The following is a 26,509-nucleotide window of genomic DNA, read 5'->3' on the forward strand; positions in this document are numbered from 1 at the left end:
AGAAGGAATGCGGACGGGTCTTTTGTCCTTTACTAAAGAACAGCGAAGAAAATCAAGAGGAGCAACGCCTGGTTAAATTCTATTATTTTGCATTTCTTTTAAAAATATGACATGGAAAACATTTACTACCTGTTGAAAAAATGGTAGTTTTTAATAGAAATCACCAAAGTGCCGGCGCTTTGGGAAGAAGGCGTTGCTTGATGTTGCCTTTCTTGTACGCTTTCGTCATGACGAATGATGAAAAAAATGATGACTAGGGGGAATTGCTGTGTTGAAAAGAATGTATCGTTCTAAATTGTCAATCTTGGCGGTTAGTCTCGTGATGATGGTTTCGATTTTTCTGCCTTCGTTCCAGGCTAGCGCTCAAACAACCAAAACTGAATCTGTCTACCACCCGGCTGCGAACGCTTCCTTGTATGCGACTATAACAGGTGCCAGCAAACAGGAGTGGTCGTTCTCGGATATTGAGCTGACGTATCGTCCGAATTCAATCCTGGCGCTGGGAACGGTTGAATTTACATTGCCGTCGGGATTTTCCGCAACAACGAAAGATACCGTGAACGGAAGAGCGTTGACTACAGGGCAAATTTTGAATAACGGAAAAACGGTAAGGCTGCCGCTTACAATTGATCTGTTGGGTATTGCGGAGTTTAAGCTTGTGCTGGCAAACAAAACGCTGCCTGCCGCAGGAAAGTATACATTCCGGGCGGAGAACAGAGTGCTGGGGCTCGGATCGACTTTCTATGCCGAATCTTCAATCGAGGTGCAAAAAAGGGCGACTCCGCCTACACAGCCGTGTAACTGCAAGTAATAGGCAAAAAAGCTCCAAAGACCGAGGTCTTTGGAGCTTTTTATCATTACACATGCAAAAATGCAGGCAGCTGTTCATTTGCGAGGCGGTTGCCGACAAAGAATGAACCGAATTCACCGTACCGGGCGCTTACTTCATCGAAGCGCATTTCATAGACGAGCTTTTTGAACTGGAGCACATCATCTGAAAAGAGCGTGACACCCCACTCATAATCGTCAAATCCGATTGAGCCGGTAATAATCTGTTTCACTTTGCCCGCATAGCCGCGGCCGATCATCCCGTGGCTGCGCATCAAGCTTCTTCTCTCTTCCATAGACAGCATGTACCAGTTGTCATCGCCCGATCTTCTTTTATCCATCGGATAGAAGCAGACATATTTGGCGTTCGGGAGCTCAGGGTACAGGCGCGCACGCACTTGCGGATTTTCGTAAGGGTCTCCCTCGCCGCTTCCCATATAGTTGCTCAGCTCGACAACGGATACGTATGAATAAGCAGGTATCGTGTATTCAGCGAGTTTGGATTTATTGAACTCAAGTTCAATTTGATTTAATTCCTCCATCGTAGGACGCAAAATCATCAGCATGAAGTCCGCTTTTTGGCCGACGATGCTGTATAGCGTGTGGCTTCCGTTTCCTTCTTTTTGAGCAGCTCCCCATTTTTCGAGAAGACCTGTAAATTCGCTGATAATGATCTGGCGCTCATCGCTTGAAAGCATTTTCCATGCGGACCAGTCCATTGTCCGGAAATCGTGAAGGGCATACCAGCCGTCAAGCGTTTGGGCGGCTTCGTTCGTTTTTTGCTGTTCGCTCATTTTGCAATCACTCCCAATTTGTATGTACTTGCCTTCATCATATCATAGTTTGCCGCGTTTTATCCGTTTAGAAGATTTGAACAAAAGGTGACGATCTGTCGTATAACTGGGAAAGGCTGTTATATACTAATAGAAGTGTTTAAACCCTGCCGCACTTAAATTAATTTAAAAAAAGCGTTTAAAAAGTGAAAGCATTATAATAAAATACAGAAGGATTGAATTTATATCACAAAAGAGTATGCTTAATAGAGAAATGAAGTATTTGTGACACTTTCAAGGAGGGTATATAGTGGCAGATCTATTTACAACAGTGCAGGAAAAAGTAGCAGGAAAAGGAGTTAAAATCGTATTTCCGGAAGGTATGGACGAGCGCATTCTCAAAGCTGTCAACGATTTGGCCGGAAACAACGTATTAAAGCCGATCCTTGTGGGAAACGAGCAGGAAATCAAAGATAAAGCGAACGGGTTGAATTTGACGCTGGATGGCGTTGACATATACGATCCTCATACATACGAAGGAATGGAAGACCTTGTTCAGGCTTTCGTTGAACGCCGCAAAGGAAAAGCGACGGAAGAACAGGCCCGCCAAATCCTTTTAGATGAGAACTATTTTGGAACGATGCTTGTTTATAAAGGGCTTGCCGACGGTCTTGTCAGCGGTGCGGCTCATTCAACAGCGGATACGGTTCGCCCTGCGCTGCAAATTATTAAAACAAAAGAAGGCGTGAAGAAAACTTCCGGCGTGTTTATCATGGCGCGCGGCGATGAGCAGTATGTATTTGCAGACTGTGCGATCAATATTGCGCCTGACAGTCAGGACCTTGCGGAAATTGCAATCGAAAGTGCGAACACAGCGAAAATGTTCAACATTGACCCTCGTGTCGCCATGCTCAGCTTTTCAACAAAAGGCTCTGCAAAATCAGACGAAACTGAAAAGGTAGCCAATGCGGTTGCGATCGCCAAAGAAAAAGCGCCTGAGCTTACACTGGACGGCGAATTCCAATTTGATGCGGCATTCGTTCCATCTGTCGCCGAGAAAAAAGCGCCGGACTCCGTCATTAAAGGTGATGCAAACGTATTTGTTTTCCCAAGCCTTGAAGCGGGGAACATCGGCTATAAAATCGCTCAGCGCCTCGGCAACTTCGAAGCGGTCGGTCCGATTCTGCAAGGGCTGAACATGCCTGTAAACGACCTCTCCAGAGGATGCAACGCTGAAGACGTTTATAATCTTGCGCTGATTACGGCAGTTCAAGCGCTGTAATTTGTTTTTGAAAAAGGTGAACCTGAAGAGGTTCGCCTTTTTTTATGCTTCAATCGCTACATTCAGCAGAGATTCCGCCCCTTTCCGACCGGGATCGAGAGGCGGCCACTGACAAAGGTCAAAAGGAAAATCGGAACCCGGAACAAGGCGGTCTTCTCCGATGAGCTTCTTTAAATATGCCGCACTTTCTTTCTCCCACAGCACGCTGTCAAACCAAAACTTCCGCAAATATTCGCGCGGCGGCGCCGAAAGCGATGAAGAAACGCCGGCCCATTTGTCATATCCTTTGTCCAGTCTTCCGATCTGATAGGGCAAAAAGCCGCCGCCGTGCGCCAGCAGAATTTTCACATTGCGAAAACGGTCTGTAAACCCGCTTAACAAAAGATCAGCGGCGCAAATTGTCGTTTCCCACGGAACGCCGATCAAATTTGGCAGCATCCTGCGGCGAAGCCGCGGATCTTCAGAAAGGAGCGGATGGATAAAGATAATCGCTTTTCTTCTGTCAGCCGTTTCCCAAAACGGTGTAAATGCTTCGTCTGAGAGAAGCATTTGCGAAGCGCCGGGGCCGATAATCGCTCCTTTAAGGCCGTTGTTCATCGCTTCATTCAGGCGCTCGCTCGCCTTTAAAGGGCTGTTCAGCGGGACGGTGCCGAGGCCTGAAAGGCGGCCGTCGTGTTTTTTAACCCATCCGGCAAGCGCTTTGTTGTATACAAAGGACAATTCGTCTGTGATTTCTTCGGCGAGATCGTAAAGGAAAAGCTGGGGAACCGGCGATACCAATGAGTGTGAGACGCCGGCTTCCTGCTGGGCTTCCAAATATAAAGCTTCCTGGTAGAACAGCTCTTTTAATTCAAAGCCCCATTTGTGATTGACCGTCAAAAACTCCGCTTGGCGGCCATCCTTTTTTTTGCGGACGGCGTGGACCTTCTTTTCATTGTCGTCCAGCCAAAGCAGCACATCGTGCGGTATAAAGTGCGTGTGAAGATCATACAAAGCCGATTCCCCCAATTTTTATATTCGTTTCCAGTACCCGATTCTTTCGGAAATATCCCGGGCCGCTTTTTTCACTTGGTATACGATTTTCGCCTGCCGGGCCTTTATGCGTTCTGCCGGACCTACGACACTGACGGCGTACAACACTCGTCCCGCGTGGTTTCTGACGGGAGCTGAGATGGATGTGACACCATCAATGAATTCCCCGCAACTGACGTCAAACCCGTTTTCTTTAACGGTTTTCAGCGCCTCCCTCAATTTGTCCTCGTTTGTAATCGTTTGTTTTGTACAGCTTTTCAAGCCTTCCTTCACATACTCATCCAATATGCCGTCTTCGTCAAAGGCGAGAAGCACCTTGCCCGAGCTTGTGCAATGCATCGGGTTTTGCCGCCCGATATATGAGAGAAGTTCGACAGGGCGGGGGCATTCCGTCCGATTGAGATAAACGACGCTGAGCTCGCGTCGCATCGCAATATGCGACGTTTCGCCGGTCTCTTCTGTCAGCCGTTTGAGGACCGGCTGGGATTCGCGGTTGATTTCAAGAGTGGAGTTGACAATGGTGTTTAACTTCAGAACCGATAAGCCGAGCTTGTATCTTCTGGATTCCGGGTCCTTCATGACAAACCCTTCGCTTTCCAATGTAGTCAAAAGGCGCGATACTGTGCTTTTTCCGAGGCCGAGCGATGAGGCGAGTTCGGTTAGTTTCTTTTCTGGTGTCTCTAATGTAAACGATTGAAGCAGACGAAGTGCATTTTTTACTGAACCGAGCAGCTGGTGGTCCTTTGTCTCAACAGTCATAGGTTCCTCAACTCTCTCCCTTGTTTTCGTTGCCTTTTATTCCATAATATAACATGATTTTAAAAATAAAAAAGCGGAAAATATCAAATTTTCGGAAAAAATGTCTGAGTTGTTCCGCATAGAGGAACATTGCTGTTTTCTTGTCGTTTAAAATCATTTAACTTAATGGAAAGGATTTGAAAAGGAGGATGTTTGTAGAATATGAATGTTCAGACCCCATCGGCAAAACTCGTAAAACCTTTTGACTGTCAGCACTACATAAACGGCAGGTACTTTCCTTCAGAGAACGGCAGTACGTTTGACAACATCAATCCGGCTACACAGGAAATCATCGGGAGCGTTGCGGAAGGAGGCAAAAAAGAGGTCGATCTTGCAGTCGCGGCAGCAAGGCGTGCTTTAAACGGACGCTGGAAAAACATGACCGCTGACGAAAGGATTCGGATCATCAGAAAGGTCGGCGACATCATACTTGAGCGTAAAGACGAACTGGCAAGGCTCGAGACATTGGATACGGGGAAGCCGCTTTCGCTCTCAAGTAATTTAGATATTCCGCGGGCTGCTTTCAACTTTCATTTTTTTGCGGATTTTATGAGAGGAGCCGGAACAGAAGCTTATCAAACTGACGATCTTGCAATCAATTATGCGATCCGCCGTCCGGTCGGCGTCGTCGGGCTGATCAATCCGTGGAACTTGCCGCTGCTTTTGCTGACGTGGAAATTGGCGCCTTGTCTGGCGGCGGGAAATACAGCCGTCATCAAACCGGCTGAACTGACGCCGCTGACAGCAACGCTCCTCGGGGAAATCTGCCATGATGCAGGAATGCCTGACGGAGTCGTCAACATCGTCCACGGGTTTGGGCCTGATTCCGCCGGCGCTGCGCTTTCTGAGCATCCCGATGTTGATGCGATATCTTTCACGGGAGAAACGACTACCGGCAAAATCATTATGGAAGCTGCTTCGAAAACATTAAAGAAACTTTCCTTTGAATTGGGAGGAAAGAACCCGAATATTATTTTTGCCGATGCCGACATGGAGGAAGCCGTCAGCATCTCATTGAAATCGAGTTTCGTCAACCAGGGCGAAGTATGTATGAGCGGCTCCCGCATCTATGTCGAGCGGGAAGCGTATGACGAATTTCTGAACAAGTTCGTTGAGAAAACGAAAGAGCTCAAAGTCGGCGATCCTTTTGATCCGGATACGAATATCGGCGCCTTAATTTCTTCTGAACACACCGAGCGTGTGATGAACTACATCGAATTGGCCAAACGGGAAGGCGGCGTTATTTTAACCGGAGGAAAACGCCCTGAAGGACAGGAATCCGGCTGCTTTCTTGAACCGACGATTATCACCGGACTTTCCCGCAATTCCAGGCTCATCAAAGAAGAAATCTTCGGGCCGGTCGTGACGGTGATTCCGTTCGACGAAGAGGAGGAAGTTATTGCACAGGCTAATGATACACATTACGGATTAAGCGCGACCGTATGGACGAACGACCTCCGCCGGGCGCACCGCGTAGCCGGGCAAATCGAATCGGGCATGGTATGGGTCAACAGCTGGTTTCTCCGCGATCTTCGGACACCGTTTGGCGGCATGAAACAGAGCGGGCTCGGACGAGAAGGAGGCATTCACAGCCTCGAATTCTTCAGCGAATTAACCAATATTTGCATCAAGCTGTAAAAGGAGGAAAACGGATGAATGCCACAGCATTGAAGGATACGGCGCGCCTCTTGTATCTTGCTGAAACAGAGAAGCGCGAGGTTGAAAGAATCACAAAGGACTACCCGGAGCTGACCGTCGAAGAGGCGTATGCGATTCAAGAAGAACTGATTCAACTGAAATTATGGGATGGCAACGGCATTATCGGTCCGAAAATGGGCCTGACAAGCCGGGCGAAAATGGAGCAGATGAACGTCGAGGAGCCGATCTACGGTTATATTTTTGAAGATATGATCGTACCAAACGGCGGAAGCATCCGGAGGAACGAGCTGATTCACCCGAAGGTTGAAGCCGAGATTGCTTTTGTGCTTGGAAAGGATATTGAAGGGCCGGGTGTTACAAAGGAGAAGGTCCTTGAAGCCGTTGCTGAATTGATTCCCGTTCTTGAAGTGATTGACAGCCGTTATGAAAACTTCTCATTTACCCTGCCTGATGTCATTGCGGACAATGCGTCATCTTCAAGGGTGGTGTTAGGTGAAAAAGTGAAGATGCCGGACCATTTCAAGCTTGATGAAGCAAAAGTCTCTTTAGTGATAAACGGCGAGGTCAAAGAGCAGGGCACTGGTGCAGCAGTTGTCGGACATCCCGCAAATTCGGCGGCCATGCTCGCCAATATGCTCTCCAGGAAGAAACAAAAGCTTGCGGCCGGAAGCATCATTTTAACGGGCGGTGTAACGGGAGCTGTCATGCTGCAGCCGGGCGACCGCGTTTCAGCACAAGTAGAAGGACTGGGAGATGTATCATTTTCAGTCCAATCATAACCTGAGGTGATCATATGCCGATCGTTCATATTCAATTATTAGAAGGCCGGCCGCCTGAAAAGGTCGAGGAAGTCATTCAAAAAGTGACGGAAACGTTGAGCGCCACCCTTGATGCTCCGAGGGAAAACGTCCGTGTTCTTGTCACCGAAATTCCTAAAAGCCACTGGGGCATAGGCGGAACACCGGTTTCAAAATTAAGACCTTAAAGAAGGCGACGGGAGGAATCTACATGTCAATCGAATTGGCGGCGCTTGTTCCGCATACACCGAGGATGTGCTTTGAAGATAAAACCCCTGACTTTCAAAAAGAGCTGGTCAAAGGGATGAAGCGGCTCTCCGGGATCATCGAAAGAATTCAGCCTGATGCCGTTGTCTTGATTTCCTGTCACTGGACGTCAAGCTTCGATCATCTGATCGATGCGGCTCCCGATCATCAAGGCGTTTTAACAGCTTTGGAGTGCCCGAATTTAATTTCCGATGTTCCGTATTCTTACCCCGGGGACACGGAATTGGCGCTGCAGTTGGCCGAAGCCGGCGCAAAAGAGGGGCTTTCCGTCATTCCTATCAACGATCCCGCCTACTGCTGGGACTACGGGACAGTTGTTCCGCTGCGCTATCTCGTTCCAAAAGGGGATATTCCGGTCATCGATTTATCGGTTACATTGGCGGCGAACCTGGAAGAAACGTATTTGTGGGGCCGGATTGCCGGAAGAGTACTGAAGGAAAGCAGAAAGAAAATCGTGTTCATCAGCAGCGGGGCACTCAGCCACCATTTGGTGAGAGGGCCCGAATGCATGCCGACTTTGGCCGAACAGGCCCTCGATGCTCAATTTTTAACCTATTTAACAGACAACGATCTTATATCTGCTCAGCAGATGCTGCCTCAATATGCTAAAAATGCCGGACTTGAAGCTGGCGGCCGTCACATTGCAATGCTTTTGGGCGTGCTTGAAGACGGATGTAAAAGCACGTTTTACGGATACGGCCAGTCTTCCGGGAGCTCCAATGTCGTCATGGCATTCGAACCTGCGGGGCAAAAAGCTCGCACGCACGCTTTCAATGAAAAAGACACCGTACGTTAAGCTGTTCTCATAATACGATTAGAATCGTGGAGGGAAACATGAAAAATCGTTCAGTTCATCCAGCAGAAATCATGGCGGCCAGCAAATTCAACAAAGTGCATCTGACTGTTTTCCTATGGTGTTTTTTCGCCATCGCCTTTGACGGTTATGATATTGCGATGTACGGCGTCAGCTTGCCGTGGCTGATGGAGGAATGGAGCCTGACCGCCATTCAAGCCGGAGCGATCGGCAGCTATACATTGATCGGTATGATGCTCGGCGCACTTATTTTTTCACCGCTCGCAGATCAATACGGCCGCAAAAAGGTGTTAGGCTTCTGTATTTTTCTGTTCAGCCTGTTTACGGCATTGGCCGGGCTGATCGATTCTCCGCTTTTGTTTACGATCATGCGGTTTCTTGCTGCTCTTGGAATGGGCGGGTTGATGCCAAATGCGATTTCGCTGATGACCGAATATTCGCCGAAAAAAAACAGAGCGGTGATCGTAGCCGCCATGTATTGCGGCTATTCCGCAGGCGGTGTGCTGGCGTCTCTCGTCGGCATGTTCGCCGTGCCCGGGACAAGCTGGAGAGTGCTGTATCTGATCGGAGCCGTGCCGCTCTTTGTGCTTCCGTTTTTTTTCAGCCGGTTCCCCGAATCTCTGTCATTTTACGTTTTGAAGAAGAAGACGAAAGCGTTGGCTGAGATTCTCAATCAGGTGCATCCGGCGGGACGGTACAGGGAAGACGACAATTATCAAATTTCGGTGATTGCGAAAGAAAAGAAGGGCTTTCCAGTTAAAAAACTGTTCGAACAAAAACGTGCAGCGAGCACATTCGCATTCTGGCTTTCCGTTTTCAGCTGCCTTCTCATGGTCTACGGCTTAAATACATGGCTTCCGAAAATGATGCAGGAGTCAGGTTACGGGCTGTCGTCAAGCTTGTCATTTAATCTGGCGCTGTGCAGCGGACAAGCCGCAGGAGCGGTACTCGGCGGATATTTGGCAGATAAGGCCGGCCATAAAAAAGTGCTTGCGGCGATGTATGTCATCGGGGCCTTTTGTTTTGCAGCGTTTGGAATGACGATGAACGCCGTTCTTCTGTACTTGCTGATTGCTTTAGGCGGAGCATGCACTGTCGGAGCGCAAAATATCGCTAATCCTTATATTTCAGAATATTATCCGAAAGAAATCAGAGCGACCGGAATCGGCTGGGCGCTCGGGGTCGGCAGACTCGGAGCGATCATTGCCCCTTCGCTGTTTGCATTGATTCTTGCTGCCGGGATGGAGCCGAAGCAGGCTTTCATGGTGTTCGCGATCCCGAGTGTTTTTGCTGCGCTTGGCATCATGCTCGTCCAAGAGAAGCATGCTTCATTTGATTTTGTCTCTCAATCGGAAAGCGCCGAGTTTACGTTATAAGCCACATCAAAACATGGATAAAGGGAGGAAACCATTTTGCGGATACAAGTGGGAATTATCGGAGCGGGGCCTGCCGGGCTTATGCTCGCAAACCTGCTCCAACGCCGGGGAATCGAAGCGGTCGTGATCGAATCCCGCTCGCGAAAGGAGATTGAAGAAACCATCCGTGCAGGCGTTCTTGAACAGATGACGGTAGATTTGCTAAATGAAACAGGCGCCGGTGAACGGATGATGAAAACAGCCATGTTTCATCAAGGGATTGAGATCCGCTTTGGCGGCAAGCGGCACAGAATTGATATGCACAAGCTGACGGGAGGAAAGTACATTGCCATCTATCCCCAGCATGAAGTGATCAAAGATTTAATCGACGTCCGTCTGCAATCGGGAGGGCGCATCGTTTTCAATGTGTCTGGCGTCCGCCTGTCAAATATTGATACAGAAGCGCCCGTCATCACTTATCAGACTGAAAACGGCGATACAGAAGAACTGACCTGCGATTTCATTGCGGGGTGCGACGGATTTCATGGGCCGAGCAGACAAAGCATTCCGAGGGAGATCCGCAAAGAGTACGAAAAGGTGTACCCATACGGATGGCTCGGCATATTGGCTGAAGCCCCTCCGTCCTCGTCTGAACTTGTGTATGCCCATCATGAGGACGGGTTTGCCCTCGTCAGCACGAGGACTCCGGAAATCCAGCGGCTTTACCTGCAAGTCAGCCCTTCAGATTCAATCGGGAACTGGCCGGACGAAAGGATATGGGAGAAGCTTCATTTAAGGCTGTCGGCCGATGACGGATGGAAGCTGACTGAAGGCCCTGTGATTCAAAAGAACATTGTCTCGATGAGAAGCTTTATATGCGATCCGATGCAATACGGCAGACTGTATTTAGCGGGGGATGCCGCGCATATTGTACCGCCGACCGGTGCGAAAGGCCTGAATCTTGCGATGGCGGATGTCCAACGGCTTGCGTGGGCGCTCGAAGACTATTACGAAGCCGGCAATACCGAACGGCTGGACCGCTATTCTGAGGCTTGCCTCCGCCGCGTCTGGAAAGCGGAGCGCTTTTCCTGGTATATGACATCCCTGCTGCACCGTCATCACGGCTACACGCCATTTGACTACCAAATTCAATTGGCTGAGCTTGACCATGTCACAACCTCAACAGCGGCCGCTCAAAGTCTTGCCGAAAATTACGTCGGGCTGCCGCTCGAATTCGGAGAACCGTCTTTAAGCGTCACATGAATGAAGGAGAAGCGCCGGAGATAAGAAAAATCCCACATCATGTTTTCGTAAATGGTATAATGGATGTTGGCTGAAATGCATAACGAAAGGGTTTACAATATATATGGCAAAGCAACCGATTGATCTACTCATCCAGCCGAAATGGAGAATTATTGACCAATCCAGCCTCGGCCCATATTTTGATGCAAAACAATCATTTGCGATAGATGATACGCTGTGCGCTTCTGTCGGAAAGGGTTTGTCTCCGGCGACGGCGCGTTCCTGGGTGCACCATGACACGATCGTGCTCGGAATTCAGGATACAAGGCTTCCTTATTTACAAGACGGGATTTCATTGCTTGAAGAAGCGGGCTATCAAGTCATCGTTCGCAATTCCGGCGGACTGGCCGTCGTTTTGGACAGCGGGGTTTTAAACGTTTCGCTGATTTTTCAGGATAAGAAAAACGGAATTGATATCGACCGGGGCTATGAAGCGATGTTTGAGCTCGTTAAGCGAATGCTGTCATCCTATGACGCAGCAATCGAAGCCTATGAAATCAAAGGCTCTTACTGTCCGGGGAGCTTTGATTTGAGCATCGGGGGAAGGAAGTTTGCGGGAATTTCCCAGAGGCGGCTGAGAGGCGGAGTGGCTGTTCAAATTTATTTATGCGCTGATCAAAGCGGAAGCGGTCGCGCTGAGCTGATCAAACGTTTCTACGACACCGCATTGAAAGACATGCGCGGGAAAACAAAAGCCGTTTATCCCGATATTCGCCCGGAAACGATGGCTTCGCTCTCTGAGCTTCTCAATGAAGACATCTCGGTGCAGGACTTGATGCTCTTGCTTCTGACACAGCTGAAAGAGCTGGGCGGGGAGATTTATCAAGGCCCCCTCACGCCCGCAGAAGAAGAAGCCTATGAAAAAAACCTCGTCCGTATGATTGAGCGGAATGAAAAAGTTTTTGGATAGAAGAAGAGCCTCTGCGCTCCCGTTATATTCGTTGCCAGGCATGCTTAAAGCGGCGAAAAACCGCGGCTGCCTCTAGCGGATTGAGAAAATGCTTCATAGACGGCAAAATCCTAAAACGGTTGAACGTTTCAGGATTTTGTCACACTTCACCGCTTCCGAAGCGGTTTTTTTATGCTGCGCTCAAAGCGCTTTTTCGTTTTACATATGTTTTGATGAGAAGATAAGCCGTCAAAGCGATGATATACGCCAAACTGACAGCCATTAAAATTACGGTTGCCGGCGTATGCTTGGCCGCGTAGACGAAAAAATCAAGCTGGGAAATATCGTGTGCGTATTTTATGGAGTCCTCTCCATAGAGCAGTTTTGTAAACTTGGCTGTATATTTCCACTCCCACGGCACCTTTAAAAGCTCGCTGCCTTGATACCAGCTTGCCAATGCAGAAAACAAAAACAAAAGGGCTGCCGTGCCTAACTGAACCGCATATAAAACAAACTTCATCGAATACCCCGCCTTATAAATTGCTATCCCTATTATGAAATTTTTGTCATATGAAAGCAAGCCGCAGAGGTAAAAAATACCCCCTTTTTTCAAGAAAGGGGTATCAGCGTATCGGCAAATTTTTATGTTTCAGTTCTGTCTCTTTGCCGCACCCTCTGAAAGCGCTATTCAGCCATTTTTTCTAAATTGCCGTTCCGGTCCATTTTGAAGGCGGGCGCAGCGTGTTCGTCTTCTTCGAATAAAACTAGTTTTCTTGCACGGTTCATAATTTTTACGAGCGTTTCGTAGTCTTCCTGGATGGTCGACTGGTCTTTTTCCAGCTTTTTGACTTCAGCTTCAAGCTTTTCAACTTTTTTCGTCAGCTCTTCATTTTCCTGTTTTAAGCGGTCATTTTCCATTTTTAAAGCGGCAGTCTGTGCTTCGTTTCCTGTGTAGTTTTGCAGGAAGCGGATCACATCATCGATCGTCATGTCTTTCGATGAATCGGCTGAATGGCCTGCCTGCGGCTGGTTTGGCGATAGAAGGTGCGATAAACTAGCTAACTCTTCTTTAAAGCTCTCATCAACATAAGGCAGATGCTCGCTGGCGATCGGCTGCTGTTCGCTTGAATCGGCGGTTGCTTTCTGCTGCTCAATGACGCTTTCTGCAGGCGGTTCAGCCTCTGTTTCGACAGGCGGCTTGTATAATAAGCGTTTTTTCGCCGGCTGGCCGTTTCCAAGGGCGCGCATTCTTTGCTTCCTTTGTTTTTTAGCCAGCTGCAATGCTTTTTCGTATTGGTGGCGGACAACCGCGTTCCATCTAAAACCGCAGGCGGCTGATGTCCTGTTCAGTCTGTCTCCGACTTCCTCGAAGGCGTTCAGCTGTGTGCTGCCTTCTCTGACATGCCGCAATACCGTTTCAGCAAGCAGTAAATCATTCTCTTCAGACCAAGCGTCTTGTCTTTGTTTCATCACTTCTCAACTCCCATTGTCAGTATTGGTATTAGATTGTCCATTTTGGAAAATATTTATACAAGTTTGCTAAAAGAATAGGAACTGATTTTTTTAGCGCGATCCTTGCAGGAATGAAAGAATCCTTGTAAAATGAAGGATGGTGTCATTTTTTATCAAAGTTCGGCACGGTTGAATGCCTTTCATAAAGACAGATGAACAAAACGAAAGGAAGCGTATGAAATGGCTAATGAATTTCGAGTATGCGACGATTGTCAGGCCACTAATTTAAAGACGCTTTTGCCCCGTCTGAAAGAAATCGATCCGGATGCAAAAGTGGAAATCGGCTGCCAGTCTTACTGCGGGCCGGGACGAAAAAAATCGTTCGCGTTTGTCAATAATCGTCCGCTGTCAGCTCCTGATGAAGACGAGCTGATCGAAAAAGTGAAAAAGAAACTCAAAAAATAACCGCCTCCCTAACGGGTCAGGCGTTTTTGCTTGTTTGCCGGCTTTTTTGCAGTCTGGAACAAATAGCCGGGTAAATTCAAGGATGTTTTCAAAAAAGCAGACTCGATATAATAGAAACAGACCTAAAAGAAAACAAGCAGATCGGGCAATACTTACAATATACATTTAGTTCTCCGAAGAAAAAGAGACGGATGGGCAGCGATCAGTTTGCCTCACGTTTGAAAAAAAGAGGGACAAAAATGGCGTATCCAAACGGAAAATTATCAGAAGAAAAAGTGTTTAAAGATCCTGTTCACCGCTATGTCCATGTACGGGACAAGCTGATATGGGACTTGATCGGAACCCGTGAATTTCAGAGACTGCGCAGAATCAAACAGCTTGGAACGACCTATTTGACGTTTCACGGAGCCGAACACAGCCGTTTCAACCATTCTCTCGGCGTCTATGAAATTGTCAGAAGAATGGTTGATGACGTTTTTAAAGGCAGGGAGGAATGGGATGACAGCGAGCGTGATCTGTGCCTTTGCGCCGCATTGCTGCACGATTTGGGGCACGGCCCGTTTTCCCATTCGTTTGAAAAGGTCTTCCGGCTTGATCATGAAGATTTTACGAGAGCGATCATTTTAGGCGATACAGAAGTTAACCAGGTGTTAAACAAGGTGAGCCCGACGTTTGCAAAGGATGTCGCTGAGGTCATCGCGAAAACCTATCAGAACAAGCAGGTCGTCAGCCTGATCTCAAGCCAGATTGACGCTGACCGCATGGACTATCTTCAGAGAGACGCCTATTATACCGGCGTCAGCTACGGCCATTTCGATATGGAGCGGATCCTCCGCGTGATGCGGCCGCGCGAAGACCAAATCGTGATTAAGCAAAGCGGAATGCATGCCGTTGAGGATTATATTATGAGCCGGTACCAGATGTACTGGCAGGTCTATTTCCATCCTGTGACAAGAAGCGCGGAAGTGATTTTGACGAAGATTCTTCACCGTGCAAAGCAGCTTCATGAGGAAGGCTATGTTTTCACGTATGCGCCCGTGCATTTTTATTCTATTTTTGAAGGCAATGTCACATTGGAAGATTATTTGAGTCTTGATGAAGCAATCATTCTTTATTATTTTCAGGCCTGGGAAAAAGAAGAGGATGAAGTTTTGTCTGATTTATGCCGCCGGTTTATCAACCGCAGGCTGTTCCAGTATGCGGAATTCAATCCGAATGAGGAAATGGCGACTTACTTTGAACTGACCGCCTTGTTTAAAGAATCAGGGATTGATCCCGATTATTACCTTGTGGTGGATTCGTCCTCAGACCTTCCTTATGATTTCTACAGACCGGGGGAAGAAGAGGAGCGCCTCCCGATTCAATTGCTGACGCACAACGGCCAGATTAAGGAGCTGTCGCGGCAATCCGATATTGTCGATGCGATATCAGGCAAGCGGAGAACGGACCATAAGCTGTATTTCCCGCTCGATTTAATCGAAGGATTGCCTGACGGCCGTCATGCGAAAAGAATGAAAGAATTGCTCGGACTGATATAGAAAGAAAAGGATGAAGGAGATGGCGGAGATTTGTTAAAAGAACATGCAAAGCTGATGAAGGTCTTCTCGGATTCGGGGGAGATTGTCGGGCGGAAAAAGCTGCAGAAAATCATTTATATCGCAAAGAAATTGGAGCTTCCCTTTTATGAAAAGTATGATTTTCATTTTTACGGGCCCTATTCAGAGGAGTTGACGCTTCAAGTCGAAGAACTTTGCAATCTCGGATTTCTTCATGAAGTCAAAGAAAAAAAAGGCGGCTATTATCAATACCGCTATTCGCCCACTGAAGCGGGAACGCAGTTTTTGAGCCAGTGTGAGCTGGATATGCGGGATATTAAAGCCTATATAGACGACGTGAACGGCCAGTCATCGCGCTTTTTGGAACTGGTGTCGACGATTCTGTATTTTGAAGGACTGGAGCAGGAAGAGATCAGAGAAAAAGTGTTTACCGTAAAAAGCAAGCAGCGGTATACGGACGAAGAATTCGATGAAGCCGTCGCTTACATAAAAAAGCTCAGAGACCTTTGTTCATAAACCTGCCGGAAAACGGTAGGTTTTTTGTTTTGTTTTTTTGTAAACATTTTGGAATTTTTGTGGGGAAATAGAAAGGAGCAGTAAACAGAACGCGTGCAATATTTCCTCTTTTTGGATGAATTGAAGGAATTTTTAGACAACTAGCAGAATCTTTCATTCGTTCAAAAAAAGGAGGGAATTAGCAGTGAAAAAGCGTTCTATATTCTTATCTCTATTACTTTCCGTCAGTCTCATCCCCGGTTTGACGGCAGGCGCCGCCCAGGTTGACGGGCACGATCATGACCACGGCCATGAAGTAAAAGGCACTCATATCGATTCTTTGCCTAAAGCGAAAGACTTTAAAGACTTGAAAGGAAAAGTTCAAATAGAAAGAACGGTCAATACGAAAATATTGGATGAGAAAGGAAATGTGACGGGGACAAAAACGTTTAAAAAGAATACGAGCAAAGGGACATTTTCAACCCAGGCAGGCACGGGCAGTCAGAAAGTGAGCGTCCTGGCCGTGGCTGACGCTCAGTATCGCGCGAAATACAGCGATTGGCAGACGAGAATCGTCCAAATTATTGAGCAGGCGGATGTCATGTTCAACAGGGACCACGATATTGATTTTGTCGTCGAAGCCGTGGCGCCTTGGACTTCTTCAGGCAGCAACAGCTCTCAAATTCTATCAAACCTTCAGAGCAATTTCAGCGGACGCAGCTATAAATTTGTCGTCGGATTTACGGCGAACAGCAATTTTGACGCCGGCGGCATCGCATACGTATACAACAGCAAGCCGAACGGCAGCGCCTTCAGCATAAACCTCGACCAGGGAACGGCCAACACGGCAAAAGCGGCGACCCACGAATTTTCCCATAACTTCGGCTTGAACCACGATGCGCAAGGAAGCGGAATCCGCTGCATTATGAACTACGACTACGCCTACACGGTCGATGTCTGGGATTCGGCTCACAATAGCCAGATCACAAGAAATAAAGCTTGGTATAAATAATAAAAACGGCGTCCCGCATGTAAGCGGCAGACGCCGTTTTTATTACATATCGCTCATTCGTTTGCCGGCGACACCGTAGTTTTCCTTTTTCAATTCCTCAATGATGACCGCGATTTTTTCTGCAGGTGCGCCTGTTGTTTCGGAGACGGCTTCGGTCACTTTTTTCACCAGATTTCTTTTTTGATCATCTGTGCGGCCTTCCAGCATTTGAACCGTTACGTACGGCATATGTTCTCCTCCTCCTTTTAAAAAATGGCTGCTTACTTTAGCATCAGCTGCTCTTATAGTATACTGGAGATAGTAAATCTTTGTATATGAGAAAGAGGGAAAGCCACATTTTAGACCGTTTTCTTATTTATCCGCTGGAAATGATTCCGTATGTTGTTTTGACACTTGCTGCCGCATTCACCGTGCATGAGGTCGCCCATGCATATGTGGCATACAAATTCGGTGATGAGACGGCCAAACGGCAGGGCAGGCTGACGCTCAACCCGCTCAAGCATCTTGATCCGTTTGGAACGATTTTGATCTTTATTTTGGGATTCGGATGGGCAAGGCCGGTGCCCGTTAACCGCTTTTATTTTAAAAATCCGAGGCTGGCCGGATTTCTCGTGTCAATCGCAGGACCGATCAGCAACCTGATCCTTGCTTTCATCGGTTTTATATTGCTGCTTTTGTCCGTGAAGCTGTCCGGGACGCTGCCTTCCGGTTTTTACAGCGGCTTGCTTCAATTTTTTACGATTTGGGTGAATCTCAACCTGCTTTTATTTCTGTTTAATTTAATGCCGTTCCCGCCCCTTGACGGTTTTCGGGTTATACAGGATGTGGTCGCCCCCGATGTGCGGGCGAAGCTGTCGAAATATGAAGCGTACGGCTCGATCGTGTTTCTGATCATCGTCATTACGCCGCTTGGCCAATATGTATTCTGGCCGTTTTTGAATGAAGGGCGGGAATATATCATCTCGATATTTAACAGCGTTTTCCGGCCGCTGATGTAGGAGGTATTTTTGATGGAACAAGGAAAAAAGAAAAAAACAATCGGATTCAATATTATTAAAAGCGATCCGACGGACGGACACGGGGGATTTGGTGCAGGGGCTTTAAGCCTTGACAACATCTCGCCTGTCTTTGTCGATGTCGAAGAGAAAGAAGCGTTTGTTGATATCGGCGCCATGCACGCCCGCAGCACGGTTGAAAAAGGAATCAAATTTTTGCCGAACAAGGAAGAGGTGCCGAACGGAAAACCTTACTGGCTTGTGTGGGTTACGATCGACCGCAGGGAAGAAGGCCCTTATTATGCGGGGGTGACGGCTTGCGAAATGACGGTGGACAGAAGCATCCGCCGCGGCTACAAATCGCTTCCGGAGCACGTGAATTTAATGGATAAGTCGATGAAGCGGAAGATTATCGTCGAGCACATGGATGAAAGTTCCAAGCGCGTTCTGGCCGATTTTCTGAAAAATCATGATCAAGGGCTTTGGGACCGTTCATCAGACGAGCTGAAAAAGGGATTGCTTCAGCAATAGGAAAAAACCCCCCGGACCGCCGTGAAGTCCGGGGGATTCGTCTATCCCGCCCAAAAGTTTATTCTTCTTTTTTAAACCATTTTTCCCACCACTTTTTCCGCTTGTGGGGAGCGGCGGGTTTTTCGCGCCCGGCTTTTTGATCCTTATAGATTTCTTTTCCGTAGCAAATCTGCTCGGGTTCAGTACCTTCGATAAAATAAGCGAAATATTTGGACGGACAGCTGGGCGCCGCCGCATAGCCTGTAGCAGGGTCAATATACATCCCTTTCACGCCTTCCGGCGGCTTTAAAGCTGCGGCGGGCGCGTTTTCAAGCGCTTTTTCCATAAATTTGGCCCAAATTTGTTTGGCATAGTTTTTCTCTGCGACGGCATCGATTGTCCGCTCTTTGTCATATCCCGTCCACACGCCTGAAGCAAGGCCGGGATAAAAGCCGATCATCCAGCTGTCGGTGCTGGTCGTTCCCGATTTTCCGGCGTATGGGCGCGTCAGCTGATCTGCGATCGTCCGCCCGGTAACAGATGTATAGCCGTTGAGTGATTTGTCGAACATTCCGCTCATCATGTTGGCCGTGATAAAAGCCGCTCTTGGGTCAAGGATTTGTTTGCTTCGCTTCGGTTTTTCGTAAAGAACCTCCCCGTTCGAATCGGTAATTTTCGTAATAAAGGAAGGTTCGATTTTTTTTCCGCCATTGGCAAACATGGCGTATCCGTTTACCATTTCAATCGGCTTCACGGGGGATGTTCCGAGCGCAAGCGACGGCACTTTTTGCAGCGGGCTCGTGATGCCGAATTGTTTTGCAGCATCAATCAGTTTGTCCATGCCGAGGAAAAGGTGCGTTTTCACGGCGTAAATGTTATCGGACAAAGCCAGGGCCTGAAGAAGAGTGATCGGGCCGTCTGCGTAATAGCCGTGATAGTTGCTCGGCGAATAAGCGCTGCCTTGCCCGAGCTCAAATGTCGTTTCCGCGCTCCTCATCCGGGTGGCCGGCGTAAAACCGTTTTGAACAGCCGAATAATAAAGGAAAGGCTTCATGGTGGAGCCGGGCTGCCGCATAGCCTGGGTTACGCGGTTAAACGGGCTTTTTTCGTAGTCGCGTCCTCCGACAAGCGCAAGAACGCTGCCGTCGGACGGATTGATCGCTGTAAACCCTGCCTGAATGTCAGATGACGAATCAATCGTGCGTTCGATCGTGTCCTCGGCAATTTTTTGGAGACGCGGGTTGAGCGTGGTGAATACGTTGTAGCCGCCGGTTTCTGCTTGCTCCGGTGTCAAATGCAGCAAGCGCGCGATTTCTTTAACCGCTTCGTCATAAAAGTACGGAGCGGTTTTAGCGGTTGTTTGCTTATCCTGTTTTTCAAAGCGGAGCGGCAGTTTTTTCAGTTCTGCCGCCTGCTTTTTCGTCAGCTTGTTTTCTTTCTCCATCATTGTCAGGATCATTTCCTGGCGTTCTTTCGCCTTTTTTTCATTAACAAAAGGCGAATAAACGGAAGGACCCTTTGGAATGCCGGCAAGCATCGCAGCTTCCGCCGCATTGATATCCTTGGCCCGTTTGCCAAAATACATCCGGGAAGCAGCTTCGATTCCGTAGGCTCCATGCCCGTAATAAATCGTATTTAAATAGCCTTCCAAAATATCTTTCTTTGTGTAGTTTTGTTCGAGCCGTATCGTATAAAAAGCTTCATTCCACTTTCTTTTCCATGTTTTATCGTGGCCGAGGTAGAGGTTTCTCGCATATTGCTGTGTAATGGTGCTGGCTCCCTGAACTTTGGACATCGCCTTTAGATCGGCGATGAGGGCGCCGCCCATCCTCATATAGTCGAAGCCGTGGTGCCGGAAGAAGTTCCGGTCTTCAACGGCAAGTGTGGCATCGATGACGGCGGGATTGATGCTTTTCAGCGAAACCCAGTACCGCTTTTGCCCGTAATGCGTCTCTCCCATCTGCTTTCCGCTTCCGTCATACAGCACGGTAGACCTCGGCACCTGAATCGAAGGAGCGCCTTGCCATTTGGCTGCCAGGACCACCGTCATGACAACGATTGAAAGGAAGATCAGCATCAATGCTCCCATGAACAAAAATGCGCGTATCGTCTTGATAGTTAAACGGACCCGCTTGTCCGTCATCATGTCCATGTTCAAATCTCCTCCCGGATAAATAAATGTTCTTATCATTATGAGGAAAAAGAGGAGGGTTTAAACAAGCGGGAAGGAAAAAACCGCAGACCCTCTAGGAGGCGATTAACAGAGCAACCGGAGGAATCCTCAGTTTTGGCAGTCGCCGCTGCAGAATAAGCTTATGTACATCTGTGGCAAGCTCAGCCCAAAACGGCCGTCGGGAATGGAATGACTCCTGAAAATGAATCGATCCGTCTTTACAATCACCTGCAATTCCTCTATACTTTTTCCTTAGGCAAAAGCCGATGCTTCAGTGCAGAATAATCGTCGCCGCAGGCGAGAAAAATAGATGGAAATACAGCTTATCACGAAAGGAAGATGACGCTTTGAGCGGACTTTGGTACACAGAGAAGCAAACGAAAAACTTCGGCATTACGATGAAAATCAACAAGACTTTACATACAGAGCAGACGGACTTTCAAAAGCTCGAAATGGCCGAGACGGAAGAATTCGGCAACATGCTGTTTCTTGACGGCATGGTCATGACATCTGAAAAAGATGAATTTGTCTACCACGAAATGGTGGCGCATGTGCCCCTGTTTACGCATCCGAACCCTGAGCATGTACTTGTGGTCGGCGGCGGAGACGGCGGCGTCATCCGTGAAATTTTGAAGCATCCGAGCGTCAAAAAAGCGACGCTTGTCGATATCGACGGCAAGGTGATCGAATACTCTAAGAAATTTTTGCCTTCCATTGCAGGCAAACTTGACGATCCGCGCGTCGAAGTAAAGGTCGATGACGGCTTTATGCACATTGCAGAATCTGAAAATGAGTACGATGTCATCATGGTCGATTCAACCGAGCCTGTAGGGCCGGCTGTCAACTTGTTTACAAAAGGCTTTTACGCCGGCATAGCAAATGCGCTAAAGGAAGACGGCATTTTTGTTGCTCAGACGGACAACCCTTGGTTTACACCTGAACTGATCACTAACGTTCAGCGCGATGTAAAAGAGATCTTTCCGATTACAAAGCTGTATTTGGCCAACATTCCGACATATCCAAGCGGATTGTGGACGTTTACGATCGGTTCGAAAAAATACGATCCTCTTGAAGTGGAGGACAGTCGCTTCTTCGATATTGAGACGAAATACTATACAAAAGAAATTCATAAAGCGGCATTCGTCCTTCCGAAATTCGTCAGCGATTTAATCAAATAAAACAGTTTGGCGCAGGATGATATTCTGCGCTTTTTTTCAGGGAGGTTTTTGAAGATGAGATTTGATGAAGCATATTCCGGCAAGGTGTTTATCGCAAGCCGCCCCGATTGGGAAGAGGCGGACGCCATCCTTTACGGCATGCCGATGGATTGGACGGTCAGCTACCGTCCCGGATCGCGCTTCGGTCCGGCGAGAATCCGCGAGGTGTCCATCGGGCTTGAAGAATACAGCCCTTATTTGGACAGGGAGCTTGACGAGGTTCATTTCTTTGACGCCGGCGACATCCCGCTGCCTTTCGGGAACCCGCAGAAGAGCCTCGACATGATTGAAGAATATGTTGACAGCATTTTAGAAAAAGGAAAATTCCCGCTCGGAATGGGAGGAGAGCACCTCGTTTCATGGCCGGTTATTAAAGCGATGTATAAAAAATATCCCGATCTTGCCATCATCCATATGGATGCGCACACAGATCTCCGCGTCGACTATGAAGGAGAGCCGCTCTCGCATTCGACGCCGATCCGCAAAGCAGCGGAACTGATCGGTCCCGGCAATGTCTATTCATTTGGCATCCGCTCCGGTATGAAAGAGGAGTTTGAATGGGCAAACGAAAACGGTATGCACATTTCCAAATTTGAAGTGCTTGAGCCGCTTAAATCCGTCCTGCCGAAACTCGCAGGGCGTCCGGTTTATGTAACGATTGACATCGATGTCTTAGATCCCGCTCATGCGCCGGGAACCGGTACGGTTGACGCCGGAGGCATCACATCAAAAGAGCTGCTCGCTTCGATTCACGAAATCGCCCGCTCAGACGTCAACGTCGTTGGAGGAGACCTGGTTGAGGTCGCTCCGGTCTACGACCATTCGGAACAAACCGCAAATACGGCAAGTAAGCTGATTCGCGAAATGCTGCTCGGCTGGGTGAAATAAACAGGCTGTCCTTTTTCGGGACGGCTTTTTTCTTAGAAAATGGTTTATCTTCCCGTCCGTTCTGTTAAGATGGTATAAAGGAGCAGCGGTTGAACTTTTTTTCCCGAATGATTATACTAATCAAGTCAAATCGGATCAAAAAAGGAAGTGTCGGAATGAACCAGGAGACACCCGTTAATATCCATGTGAAATCTGTTATCCGGGAAGGATCGGACACGGAAACGATCGAGTTCCGGACAACTGGGTTTTATTATATGAAAAAAGATAAAATATATCTTTCTTATCATGAAGAGCATGATGCGGGAAAGGTGAAGACGATCGTAAAAGCAAGCGAAAACGAAGTTCTGGTGATGCGTTCCGGCGCCATTGAAATGAAACAGCGTTTCAGGCCGGGCAGCCGCACCGTCACTCATTATAAAATGCCTTTCGGCAGGCTCGAGCTTGGCGTGGATACAAAATCCGTATCAGTCACCCGGCAGCCGCCAGACGGAAAGATCAGCGTTGAGTACGATATGATTGTAAGCGATGAACAAAAGCATTTACATATGATGTCGATTTCGTATAGAGGAGGACACGAGTCATGAACATAGTCGAACAAATGAAAGATGTGCTGAAGCAGGAAATTAAAGAAGCTGTCATGAAAGCCGGCCTCGCCGCAGAAAGCGAGATTCCCGAAGTCGTATTGGAAGTCCCGAAAGACAAGTCGCATGGAGACTATTCCACTAACATGGCGATGCAGCTGGCGAGAATCGCCAAAAAAGCGCCGCGGAATATTGCCGAGGAAATCGTCGCATCCTTTGATAAAAGAAAAGCGTCGATCGACAAACTTGATATCGCAGGACCGGGTTTTATCAATTTCTACATGAACAATCAATATTTAACGAAGCTCATTCCGGCTGTGCTTGAAGCAGGAGAGGCCTACGGTGAAACAAATATCGGAGGCGGAGAACGCGTTCAGGTGGAATTCGTCTCAGCAAACCCGACGGGCAACCTGCATCTTGGACATGCCCGCGGAGCCGCTGTCGGAGATTCTCTCTGCAATGTACTTGAAAAAGCGGGGTATGAAGTGAGCCGCGAATATTACATCAACGATGCCGGCAATCAAATCAACAATCTCGCATTATCCGTCGAGGCCCGTTACTTTCAGGCGCTTGGAAAAGACAAGCCGATGCCTGAAGACGGATATCACGGCGAAGACATTAAGGAAATCGGCCGAAAGCTCGCCGATGAATTCGGCGACCGTTTTGTTCATGAAGAAGAGAGCGAACGCCTCGCGTTTTTCCGTGAATACGGCTTAAAGTACGAATTAGGCAAACTTCGTGAAGACCTCGAGAATTTCCGTGTCCCATTTGATGTCTGGTACTCAGAGACATCGCTTTACCAAAACGGAAAGATCGATCAGGCGCTCGAAGCCCTTCGCGAAAAAGGGCACATCTATGAAGAAGACGGGGCGACATGGTTCCGCTCGACGGCGTTCGGCGATGACAAAGACCGCGTCCTGATCAAAAAAGACGGGTCCTACACGTATCTTCTGCCTGACATCGCTTATCACAAAGACAAGCTTGACCGCGGCTTCCAAAAGCTGATCAACGTATGGGGAGCGGACCATCACGGCTATATCCCGCGCATGAAAGCGGCCATTGAAGCGCTCGGTTATGACAAAGAAACGCTTGAGGTCGAGATCATCCAGCTCGTCCATCTCTACAAGAACGGCGAAAAAATGAAGATGAGCAAAAGAACCGGAAAAGCTGTGACAATGCGCGATCTCATTGATGAGGTCGGCCTTGACGCGGTGCGTTACTTCTTTGCGATGCGCAGCGCCGATACGCACATGGACTTTGATCTTGACCTGGCTGTCTCCACATCGAATGAAAACCCGGTTTACTACGCGCAGTACGCTCATGCGAGAATTTGCAGCATGCTGCGACAAGGCGAAGAAAAAGGTATTTCATTTGAAGGGAACCTTGACCTGACGAAAATCGCTTCTGAAAAAGAGTATGATCTGCTTAAAGTGATCGGCTCGTTCCCTGAGGCTGTCGCCGATGCCGCAGAGAAGCGGATTCCGCACCGCATTACAAACTATATTTTTGAATTGGCATCTGTGCTCCACAGTTTTTACAATGCTGAGAAAGTTCTCGATCCGGCAGATGAAGAAAAAAGCCGAGCGCGTTTATCATTGATGAAGGCAACACAAATCACATTAAATAATGCACTCAAGCTGATCGGCGTATCAGCTCCTGAAAAAATGTAAAACGAATCCCCCGTCCTTTGAACGGGGGATTTTTTCTTGATTTGGTGAGGAGGCGTCTCACACAAGGAAGGTCCGTCGCCTTCCCTTATTGAACTTGAGCGTCAGAAAGAATCGATTGTGCTTTTCTTACTAACTCCTGCGCCATCTTCCCTTCGATGACAATCAGGCACTCATTTTCGCGATTGGCCATTCTGAACATTTCCAGTTCAATTAAATCTTTAATTTTGCACATTGTTTTTCTTGAGCATATATAAAGCTGATGTCTGGCTGAGCGGCAAAGTCTGTACAGCTCAATCAAGTTTTTTAATGTCATCGATTGTGCGCGGAGCTTAATCGACTCTGCTTGGTTCATCATATATCCCTCCGTATGTAATCATCACTTTGGTGAAATGTTACCCGCATGTTATGCAGGATAAACGTACGATTCATAAAAAATATGAAATCGATTTCGCCAGCCATTCGATGGGCCGCTGCATCACCGGCCGCTTCGCATACCGCTCCTTTGTCAGAAGCTCGGCGTGTTCAATACTTTCCTTGACGACGTCAAAGAATTGTTTTGTCCAGTCTTTATCATGGATGACGACATTCACTTCATCATTGAGAAACAGGCTTCGATTGTCAAAATTTGATGTTCCGATCATCACATGCCGGTCGTCGACGATCAATGCTTTTGCATGATAAAAGCCTCTGTAGTACCGGTAAATATAGCAACCCGCCTCCAAAAGTGCGGGAAAGTTCGTGTAGGCGGCCTCTTTGACAAGCGGATGGTCGGCTTTCATCGGCACGAGAACCGAGACGATCACGCCTCTTTCCCTGGCTGAAAGAACTGCTTGCTGCAAAGCCGGACTCGGAATATAGTACGGCGTGCAAATCATGATTCTTTCTTTTGCCTGATCAATAAATGAAATGTATTTTCCTTCCAGAGAAAACCCTTTTGTCGCATGTATCGAATGGGTGACAGCTCCTTGATGGAGCGGCGGGAACATACCGCTGTCCGGCTGTGATAGCGGCGCTTCTCTATTGAAGTCTGATAAAAAAATGTGCTGCAAGTCGGCAACACCTTCCCCCGTCATTCGCAAATGGTAATCCTTCCACGGGCCGAATTCCGCTTTTTTACCAAGGTATTCTTTCGCAATGTTAAATCCGCCCACATAGCCGATCTTTCCGTCTATGACGGCGATTTTCCGGTGATTTCTTGCATTCAGTCGATAAAAGAAATAAGGGAAGCCCGGATTGTTGACAAAAAAAAACGTGCGCTCCGCTTTGTTTCAAGTCTGACAGCGTTTTTTTCTTTACCTTCATCGCGCCGATCCGGTCAATCAGCAAGCGTACGCATACGCCGGCTTTCGCTTTATCCTTCAGCATTTTTAAAAATTCAAGGCTGATATCATCGTTCTTCACAATATAAAACATGACATGCACCGACGATTCGGCCTGGCGGATGTCATCCAGCAGCCGCTCACACAAGTCTTCTCCGTTATGAATCAGTTCAATATCGCTTTTCTTCTCTGAAAAAACGGGTTCGTAGGCTTTCCTTTCAAAGGCTTTGCGGCCGAAACGGAAATCGAGCGCAAGAAGCAGGATGAGAAAACATACCATAATCATAAGCGGCACCAATGAAGACACTCCCTTTTTTCGTGTAAAGAATAGTGTCCCCCTAATTTCCTGCATTTATGAAAACATATTGACTGAACACTCA

General features: G+C 47.9%; 27 protein-coding genes and 1 pseudogene. 19 read left to right on the forward strand and 9 right to left on the reverse strand.

Annotated features, from left to right (window positions below; all coding sequences use genetic code 11):
• Positions 1–271 precede the first annotated feature (271 nt).
• The gene (bslA, locus tag M1E03_RS01775; RefSeq protein ID WP_458110787.1) at positions 272–811 is read left to right on the forward strand and encodes a biofilm surface layer hydrophobin BslA; all 540 of its coding nucleotides are present in this window, start codon (positions 272–274) and stop codon (positions 809–811) included.
• Between the two features lie 46 nt (positions 812–857).
• Here bslA and hemQ read toward each other — a convergent pair whose 3' ends face one another.
• On the reverse strand, positions 858–1,622 hold the full coding sequence (hemQ, locus tag M1E03_RS01780; protein WP_020453323.1) for a hydrogen peroxide-dependent heme synthase: 765 nt from the start codon (positions 1,620–1,622) through the stop codon (positions 858–860).
• Between the two features lie 289 nt (positions 1,623–1,911).
• On the opposite strand from hemQ, the gene pta reads away from it, so the two are divergent.
• The gene (pta, locus tag M1E03_RS01785) at positions 1,912–2,883 is read left to right on the forward strand and encodes a phosphate acetyltransferase (protein ID WP_020453322.1); all 972 of its coding nucleotides are present in this window, start codon (positions 1,912–1,914) and stop codon (positions 2,881–2,883) included.
• Between the two features lie 42 nt (positions 2,884–2,925).
• Here pta and M1E03_RS01790 read toward each other — a convergent pair whose 3' ends face one another.
• Complete coding sequence (locus tag M1E03_RS01790; RefSeq protein ID WP_020453321.1) at positions 2,926–3,876, reverse strand: amidohydrolase family protein; 951 nt, start codon at positions 3,874–3,876, stop codon at positions 2,926–2,928.
• Positions 3,877–3,894: 18 nt separating this feature from the next.
• Positions 3,895–4,674 (reverse strand): IclR family transcriptional regulator, encoded by a 780-nt coding sequence (locus M1E03_RS01795; protein WP_095291419.1) that lies wholly within the window; start codon positions 4,672–4,674, stop codon positions 3,895–3,897.
• A gap of 201 nt (positions 4,675–4,875) precedes the next feature.
• Between M1E03_RS01795 and M1E03_RS01800 the strand changes: the two genes are divergently transcribed.
• From M1E03_RS01800 to M1E03_RS01830, 7 genes are all read left to right on the forward strand, one after another.
• A complete protein-coding gene (locus M1E03_RS01800; protein WP_025810619.1) occupies positions 4,876–6,351 on the forward strand; it encodes an aldehyde dehydrogenase in 1,476 nt (491 codons plus the stop codon).
• A 14-nt stretch (positions 6,352–6,365) separates the two neighbouring features.
• Positions 6,366–7,151 (forward strand): 2-keto-4-pentenoate hydratase, encoded by a 786-nt coding sequence (locus tag M1E03_RS01805; protein ID WP_103749422.1) that lies wholly within the window; start codon positions 6,366–6,368, stop codon positions 7,149–7,151.
• A 14-nt stretch (positions 7,152–7,165) separates the two neighbouring features.
• Positions 7,166–7,357 (forward strand): 4-oxalocrotonate tautomerase, encoded by a 192-nt coding sequence (locus tag M1E03_RS01810; protein WP_020453317.1) that lies wholly within the window; start codon positions 7,166–7,168, stop codon positions 7,355–7,357.
• A gap of 23 nt (positions 7,358–7,380) precedes the next feature.
• Entirely contained in the window at positions 7,381–8,232 is an 852-nt protein-coding gene (locus M1E03_RS01815) for a DODA-type extradiol aromatic ring-opening family dioxygenase (protein WP_023857038.1), read from the forward strand.
• Between the two features lie 38 nt (positions 8,233–8,270).
• Entirely contained in the window at positions 8,271–9,626 is a 1,356-nt protein-coding gene (locus tag M1E03_RS01820) for an MFS transporter (RefSeq protein ID WP_103749421.1), read from the forward strand.
• Positions 9,627–9,662: 36 nt separating this feature from the next.
• Positions 9,663–10,868, forward strand: a complete 1,206-nt coding sequence (pobA, locus tag M1E03_RS01825) for a 4-hydroxybenzoate 3-monooxygenase (RefSeq protein WP_103749420.1) — start codon at positions 9,663–9,665, stop codon at positions 10,866–10,868.
• Positions 10,869–10,971: 103 nt separating this feature from the next.
• The gene (locus tag M1E03_RS01830) at positions 10,972–11,817 is read left to right on the forward strand and encodes a lipoate--protein ligase family protein (RefSeq protein ID WP_026580256.1); all 846 of its coding nucleotides are present in this window, start codon (positions 10,972–10,974) and stop codon (positions 11,815–11,817) included.
• Between the two features lie 169 nt (positions 11,818–11,986).
• On the opposite strand, the gene M1E03_RS01835 is transcribed toward M1E03_RS01830, so the two are convergent.
• Positions 11,987–12,316 carry a YjdJ family protein gene (locus M1E03_RS01835; protein ID WP_103749419.1) on the reverse strand — a complete coding sequence of 110 codons (330 nt, stop codon included), beginning with the start codon at positions 12,314–12,316 and terminating at the stop codon, positions 11,987–11,989.
• 164 nt (positions 12,317–12,480) lie between these two features.
• Complete coding sequence (locus M1E03_RS01840; protein WP_023857043.1) at positions 12,481–13,269, reverse strand: RsfA family transcriptional regulator; 789 nt, start codon at positions 13,267–13,269, stop codon at positions 12,481–12,483.
• 219 nt (positions 13,270–13,488) lie between these two features.
• Between M1E03_RS01840 and M1E03_RS01845 the strand changes: the two genes are divergently transcribed.
• The 4 genes from M1E03_RS01845 to M1E03_RS01860 all read left to right on the forward strand — a co-directional run bounded on the left by M1E03_RS01845 (position 13,489) and on the right by M1E03_RS01860 (position 16,776).
• The gene (locus M1E03_RS01845) at positions 13,489–13,713 is read left to right on the forward strand and encodes a YuzB family protein (RefSeq protein WP_003186096.1); all 225 of its coding nucleotides are present in this window, start codon (positions 13,489–13,491) and stop codon (positions 13,711–13,713) included.
• A 239-nt stretch (positions 13,714–13,952) separates the two neighbouring features.
• Entirely contained in the window at positions 13,953–15,251 is a 1,299-nt protein-coding gene (locus M1E03_RS01850; protein ID WP_023857044.1) for an HD domain-containing protein, read from the forward strand.
• Positions 15,252–15,281: 30 nt separating this feature from the next.
• Entirely contained in the window at positions 15,282–15,785 is a 504-nt protein-coding gene (locus tag M1E03_RS01855; RefSeq protein ID WP_023857045.1) for a YwgA family protein, read from the forward strand.
• A 184-nt stretch (positions 15,786–15,969) separates the two neighbouring features.
• Positions 15,970–16,776, forward strand: a complete 807-nt coding sequence (locus M1E03_RS01860; protein ID WP_219191887.1) for a zinc-dependent metalloprotease — start codon at positions 15,970–15,972, stop codon at positions 16,774–16,776.
• Positions 16,777–16,818: 42 nt separating this feature from the next.
• On the opposite strand, the gene M1E03_RS01865 is transcribed toward M1E03_RS01860, so the two are convergent.
• Entirely contained in the window at positions 16,819–17,004 is a 186-nt protein-coding gene (locus M1E03_RS01865) for a 2-hydroxymuconate tautomerase (RefSeq protein WP_025810627.1), read from the reverse strand.
• Positions 17,005–17,090: 86 nt separating this feature from the next.
• On the opposite strand from M1E03_RS01865, the gene M1E03_RS01870 reads away from it, so the two are divergent.
• Together M1E03_RS01870 and M1E03_RS01875 are read left to right on the forward strand one after the other, a co-directional pair.
• Complete coding sequence (locus M1E03_RS01870) at positions 17,091–17,774, forward strand: site-2 protease family protein (RefSeq protein ID WP_230368477.1); 684 nt, start codon at positions 17,091–17,093, stop codon at positions 17,772–17,774.
• A gap of 12 nt (positions 17,775–17,786) precedes the next feature.
• Positions 17,787–18,302 (forward strand): YwhD family protein, encoded by a 516-nt coding sequence (locus tag M1E03_RS01875; protein WP_020453305.1) that lies wholly within the window; start codon positions 17,787–17,789, stop codon positions 18,300–18,302.
• Positions 18,303–18,360: 58 nt separating this feature from the next.
• On the opposite strand, the gene M1E03_RS01880 is transcribed toward M1E03_RS01875, so the two are convergent.
• On the reverse strand, positions 18,361–20,433 hold the full coding sequence (locus tag M1E03_RS01880) for a transglycosylase domain-containing protein (protein ID WP_458110640.1): 2,073 nt from the start codon (positions 20,431–20,433) through the stop codon (positions 18,361–18,363).
• A 368-nt stretch (positions 20,434–20,801) separates the two neighbouring features.
• Between M1E03_RS01880 and speE the strand changes: the two genes are divergently transcribed.
• The 4 genes from speE (at position 20,802) to argS (ending at position 24,810) form a co-directional block, all read left to right on the forward strand.
• Entirely contained in the window at positions 20,802–21,632 is an 831-nt protein-coding gene (speE, locus tag M1E03_RS01885; RefSeq protein WP_023857050.1) for a spermidine synthase, read from the forward strand.
• A 54-nt stretch (positions 21,633–21,686) separates the two neighbouring features.
• Positions 21,687–22,559: an agmatinase gene (gene speB, locus M1E03_RS01890; RefSeq protein WP_023857051.1), complete on the forward strand. Its 873-nt coding sequence runs from the start codon at positions 21,687–21,689 to the stop codon at positions 22,557–22,559.
• Between the two features lie 155 nt (positions 22,560–22,714).
• The gene (locus tag M1E03_RS01895; RefSeq protein WP_023857052.1) at positions 22,715–23,143 is read left to right on the forward strand and encodes a YwiB family protein; all 429 of its coding nucleotides are present in this window, start codon (positions 22,715–22,717) and stop codon (positions 23,141–23,143) included.
• The gene (gene argS, locus M1E03_RS01900) at positions 23,140–24,810 is read left to right on the forward strand and encodes an arginine--tRNA ligase (RefSeq protein WP_458110641.1); all 1,671 of its coding nucleotides are present in this window, start codon (positions 23,140–23,142) and stop codon (positions 24,808–24,810) included. Before M1E03_RS01895 ends, argS begins: the two co-directional genes overlap by 4 nt.
• Before the next feature lie 85 nt (positions 24,811–24,895).
• Here the strand turns inward: argS and M1E03_RS01905 are convergent, their stop codons facing one another.
• Both M1E03_RS01905 and cls read right to left on the reverse strand, forming a co-directional pair.
• Positions 24,896–25,162 carry a hypothetical protein gene (locus M1E03_RS01905; protein WP_023857054.1) on the reverse strand — a complete coding sequence of 89 codons (267 nt, stop codon included), beginning with the start codon at positions 25,160–25,162 and terminating at the stop codon, positions 24,896–24,898.
• 73 nt (positions 25,163–25,235) lie between these two features.
• Positions 25,236–26,436, reverse strand: a pseudogene (cls, locus tag M1E03_RS01910) (cardiolipin synthase).
• Positions 26,437–26,509: the final 73 nt, after the last annotated feature.

The sequence above is a fragment of the Bacillus sp. PK6-013 genome, assembly GCF_054161445.1.

Excerpts from the sequence above, each read along its gene's own strand:
- hemQ (WP_020453323.1), bottom strand. The coding sequence starts at position 1,622 with ATGAGCGAACAGCAAAAAACGAACGAAGCCGCCCAAACGCTTGACGGC.
- M1E03_RS01795 (WP_095291419.1), bottom strand. The coding sequence starts at position 4,674 with ATGACTGTTGAGACAAAGGACCACCAGCTGCTCGGTTCAGTAAAAAAT.
- M1E03_RS01800 (WP_025810619.1), top strand. The coding sequence starts at position 4,876 with ATGAATGTTCAGACCCCATCGGCAAAACTCGTAAAACCTTTTGACTGT.
- M1E03_RS01805 (WP_103749422.1), top strand. The coding sequence starts at position 6,366 with ATGAATGCCACAGCATTGAAGGATACGGCGCGCCTCTTGTATCTTGCT.
- M1E03_RS01810 (WP_020453317.1), top strand. The coding sequence starts at position 7,166 with ATGCCGATCGTTCATATTCAATTATTAGAAGGCCGGCCGCCTGAAAAG.
- M1E03_RS01815 (WP_023857038.1), top strand. The coding sequence starts at position 7,381 with ATGTCAATCGAATTGGCGGCGCTTGTTCCGCATACACCGAGGATGTGC.
- M1E03_RS01820 (WP_103749421.1), top strand. The coding sequence starts at position 8,271 with ATGAAAAATCGTTCAGTTCATCCAGCAGAAATCATGGCGGCCAGCAAA.
- M1E03_RS01830 (WP_026580256.1), top strand. The coding sequence starts at position 10,972 with ATGGCAAAGCAACCGATTGATCTACTCATCCAGCCGAAATGGAGAATT.
- M1E03_RS01835 (WP_103749419.1), bottom strand. The coding sequence starts at position 12,316 with ATGAAGTTTGTTTTATATGCGGTTCAGTTAGGCACGGCAGCCCTTTTG.
- M1E03_RS01845 (WP_003186096.1), top strand. The coding sequence starts at position 13,489 with ATGGCTAATGAATTTCGAGTATGCGACGATTGTCAGGCCACTAATTTA.
- M1E03_RS01850 (WP_023857044.1), top strand. The coding sequence starts at position 13,953 with ATGGCGTATCCAAACGGAAAATTATCAGAAGAAAAAGTGTTTAAAGAT.
- M1E03_RS01865 (WP_025810627.1), bottom strand. The coding sequence starts at position 17,004 with ATGCCGTACGTAACGGTTCAAATGCTGGAAGGCCGCACAGATGATCAA.
- M1E03_RS01870 (WP_230368477.1), top strand. The coding sequence starts at position 17,091 with ATGAGAAAGAGGGAAAGCCACATTTTAGACCGTTTTCTTATTTATCCG.
- M1E03_RS01875 (WP_020453305.1), top strand. The coding sequence starts at position 17,787 with ATGGAACAAGGAAAAAAGAAAAAAACAATCGGATTCAATATTATTAAA.
- M1E03_RS01880 (WP_458110640.1), bottom strand. The coding sequence starts at position 20,433 with ATGGACATGATGACGGACAAGCGGGTCCGTTTAACTATCAAGACGATA.
- speB (WP_023857051.1), top strand. The coding sequence starts at position 21,687 with ATGAGATTTGATGAAGCATATTCCGGCAAGGTGTTTATCGCAAGCCGC.
- M1E03_RS01895 (WP_023857052.1), top strand. The coding sequence starts at position 22,715 with ATGAACCAGGAGACACCCGTTAATATCCATGTGAAATCTGTTATCCGG.
- argS (WP_458110641.1), top strand. The coding sequence starts at position 23,140 with ATGAACATAGTCGAACAAATGAAAGATGTGCTGAAGCAGGAAATTAAA.
- M1E03_RS01905 (WP_023857054.1), bottom strand. The coding sequence starts at position 25,162 with ATGAACCAAGCAGAGTCGATTAAGCTCCGCGCACAATCGATGACATTA.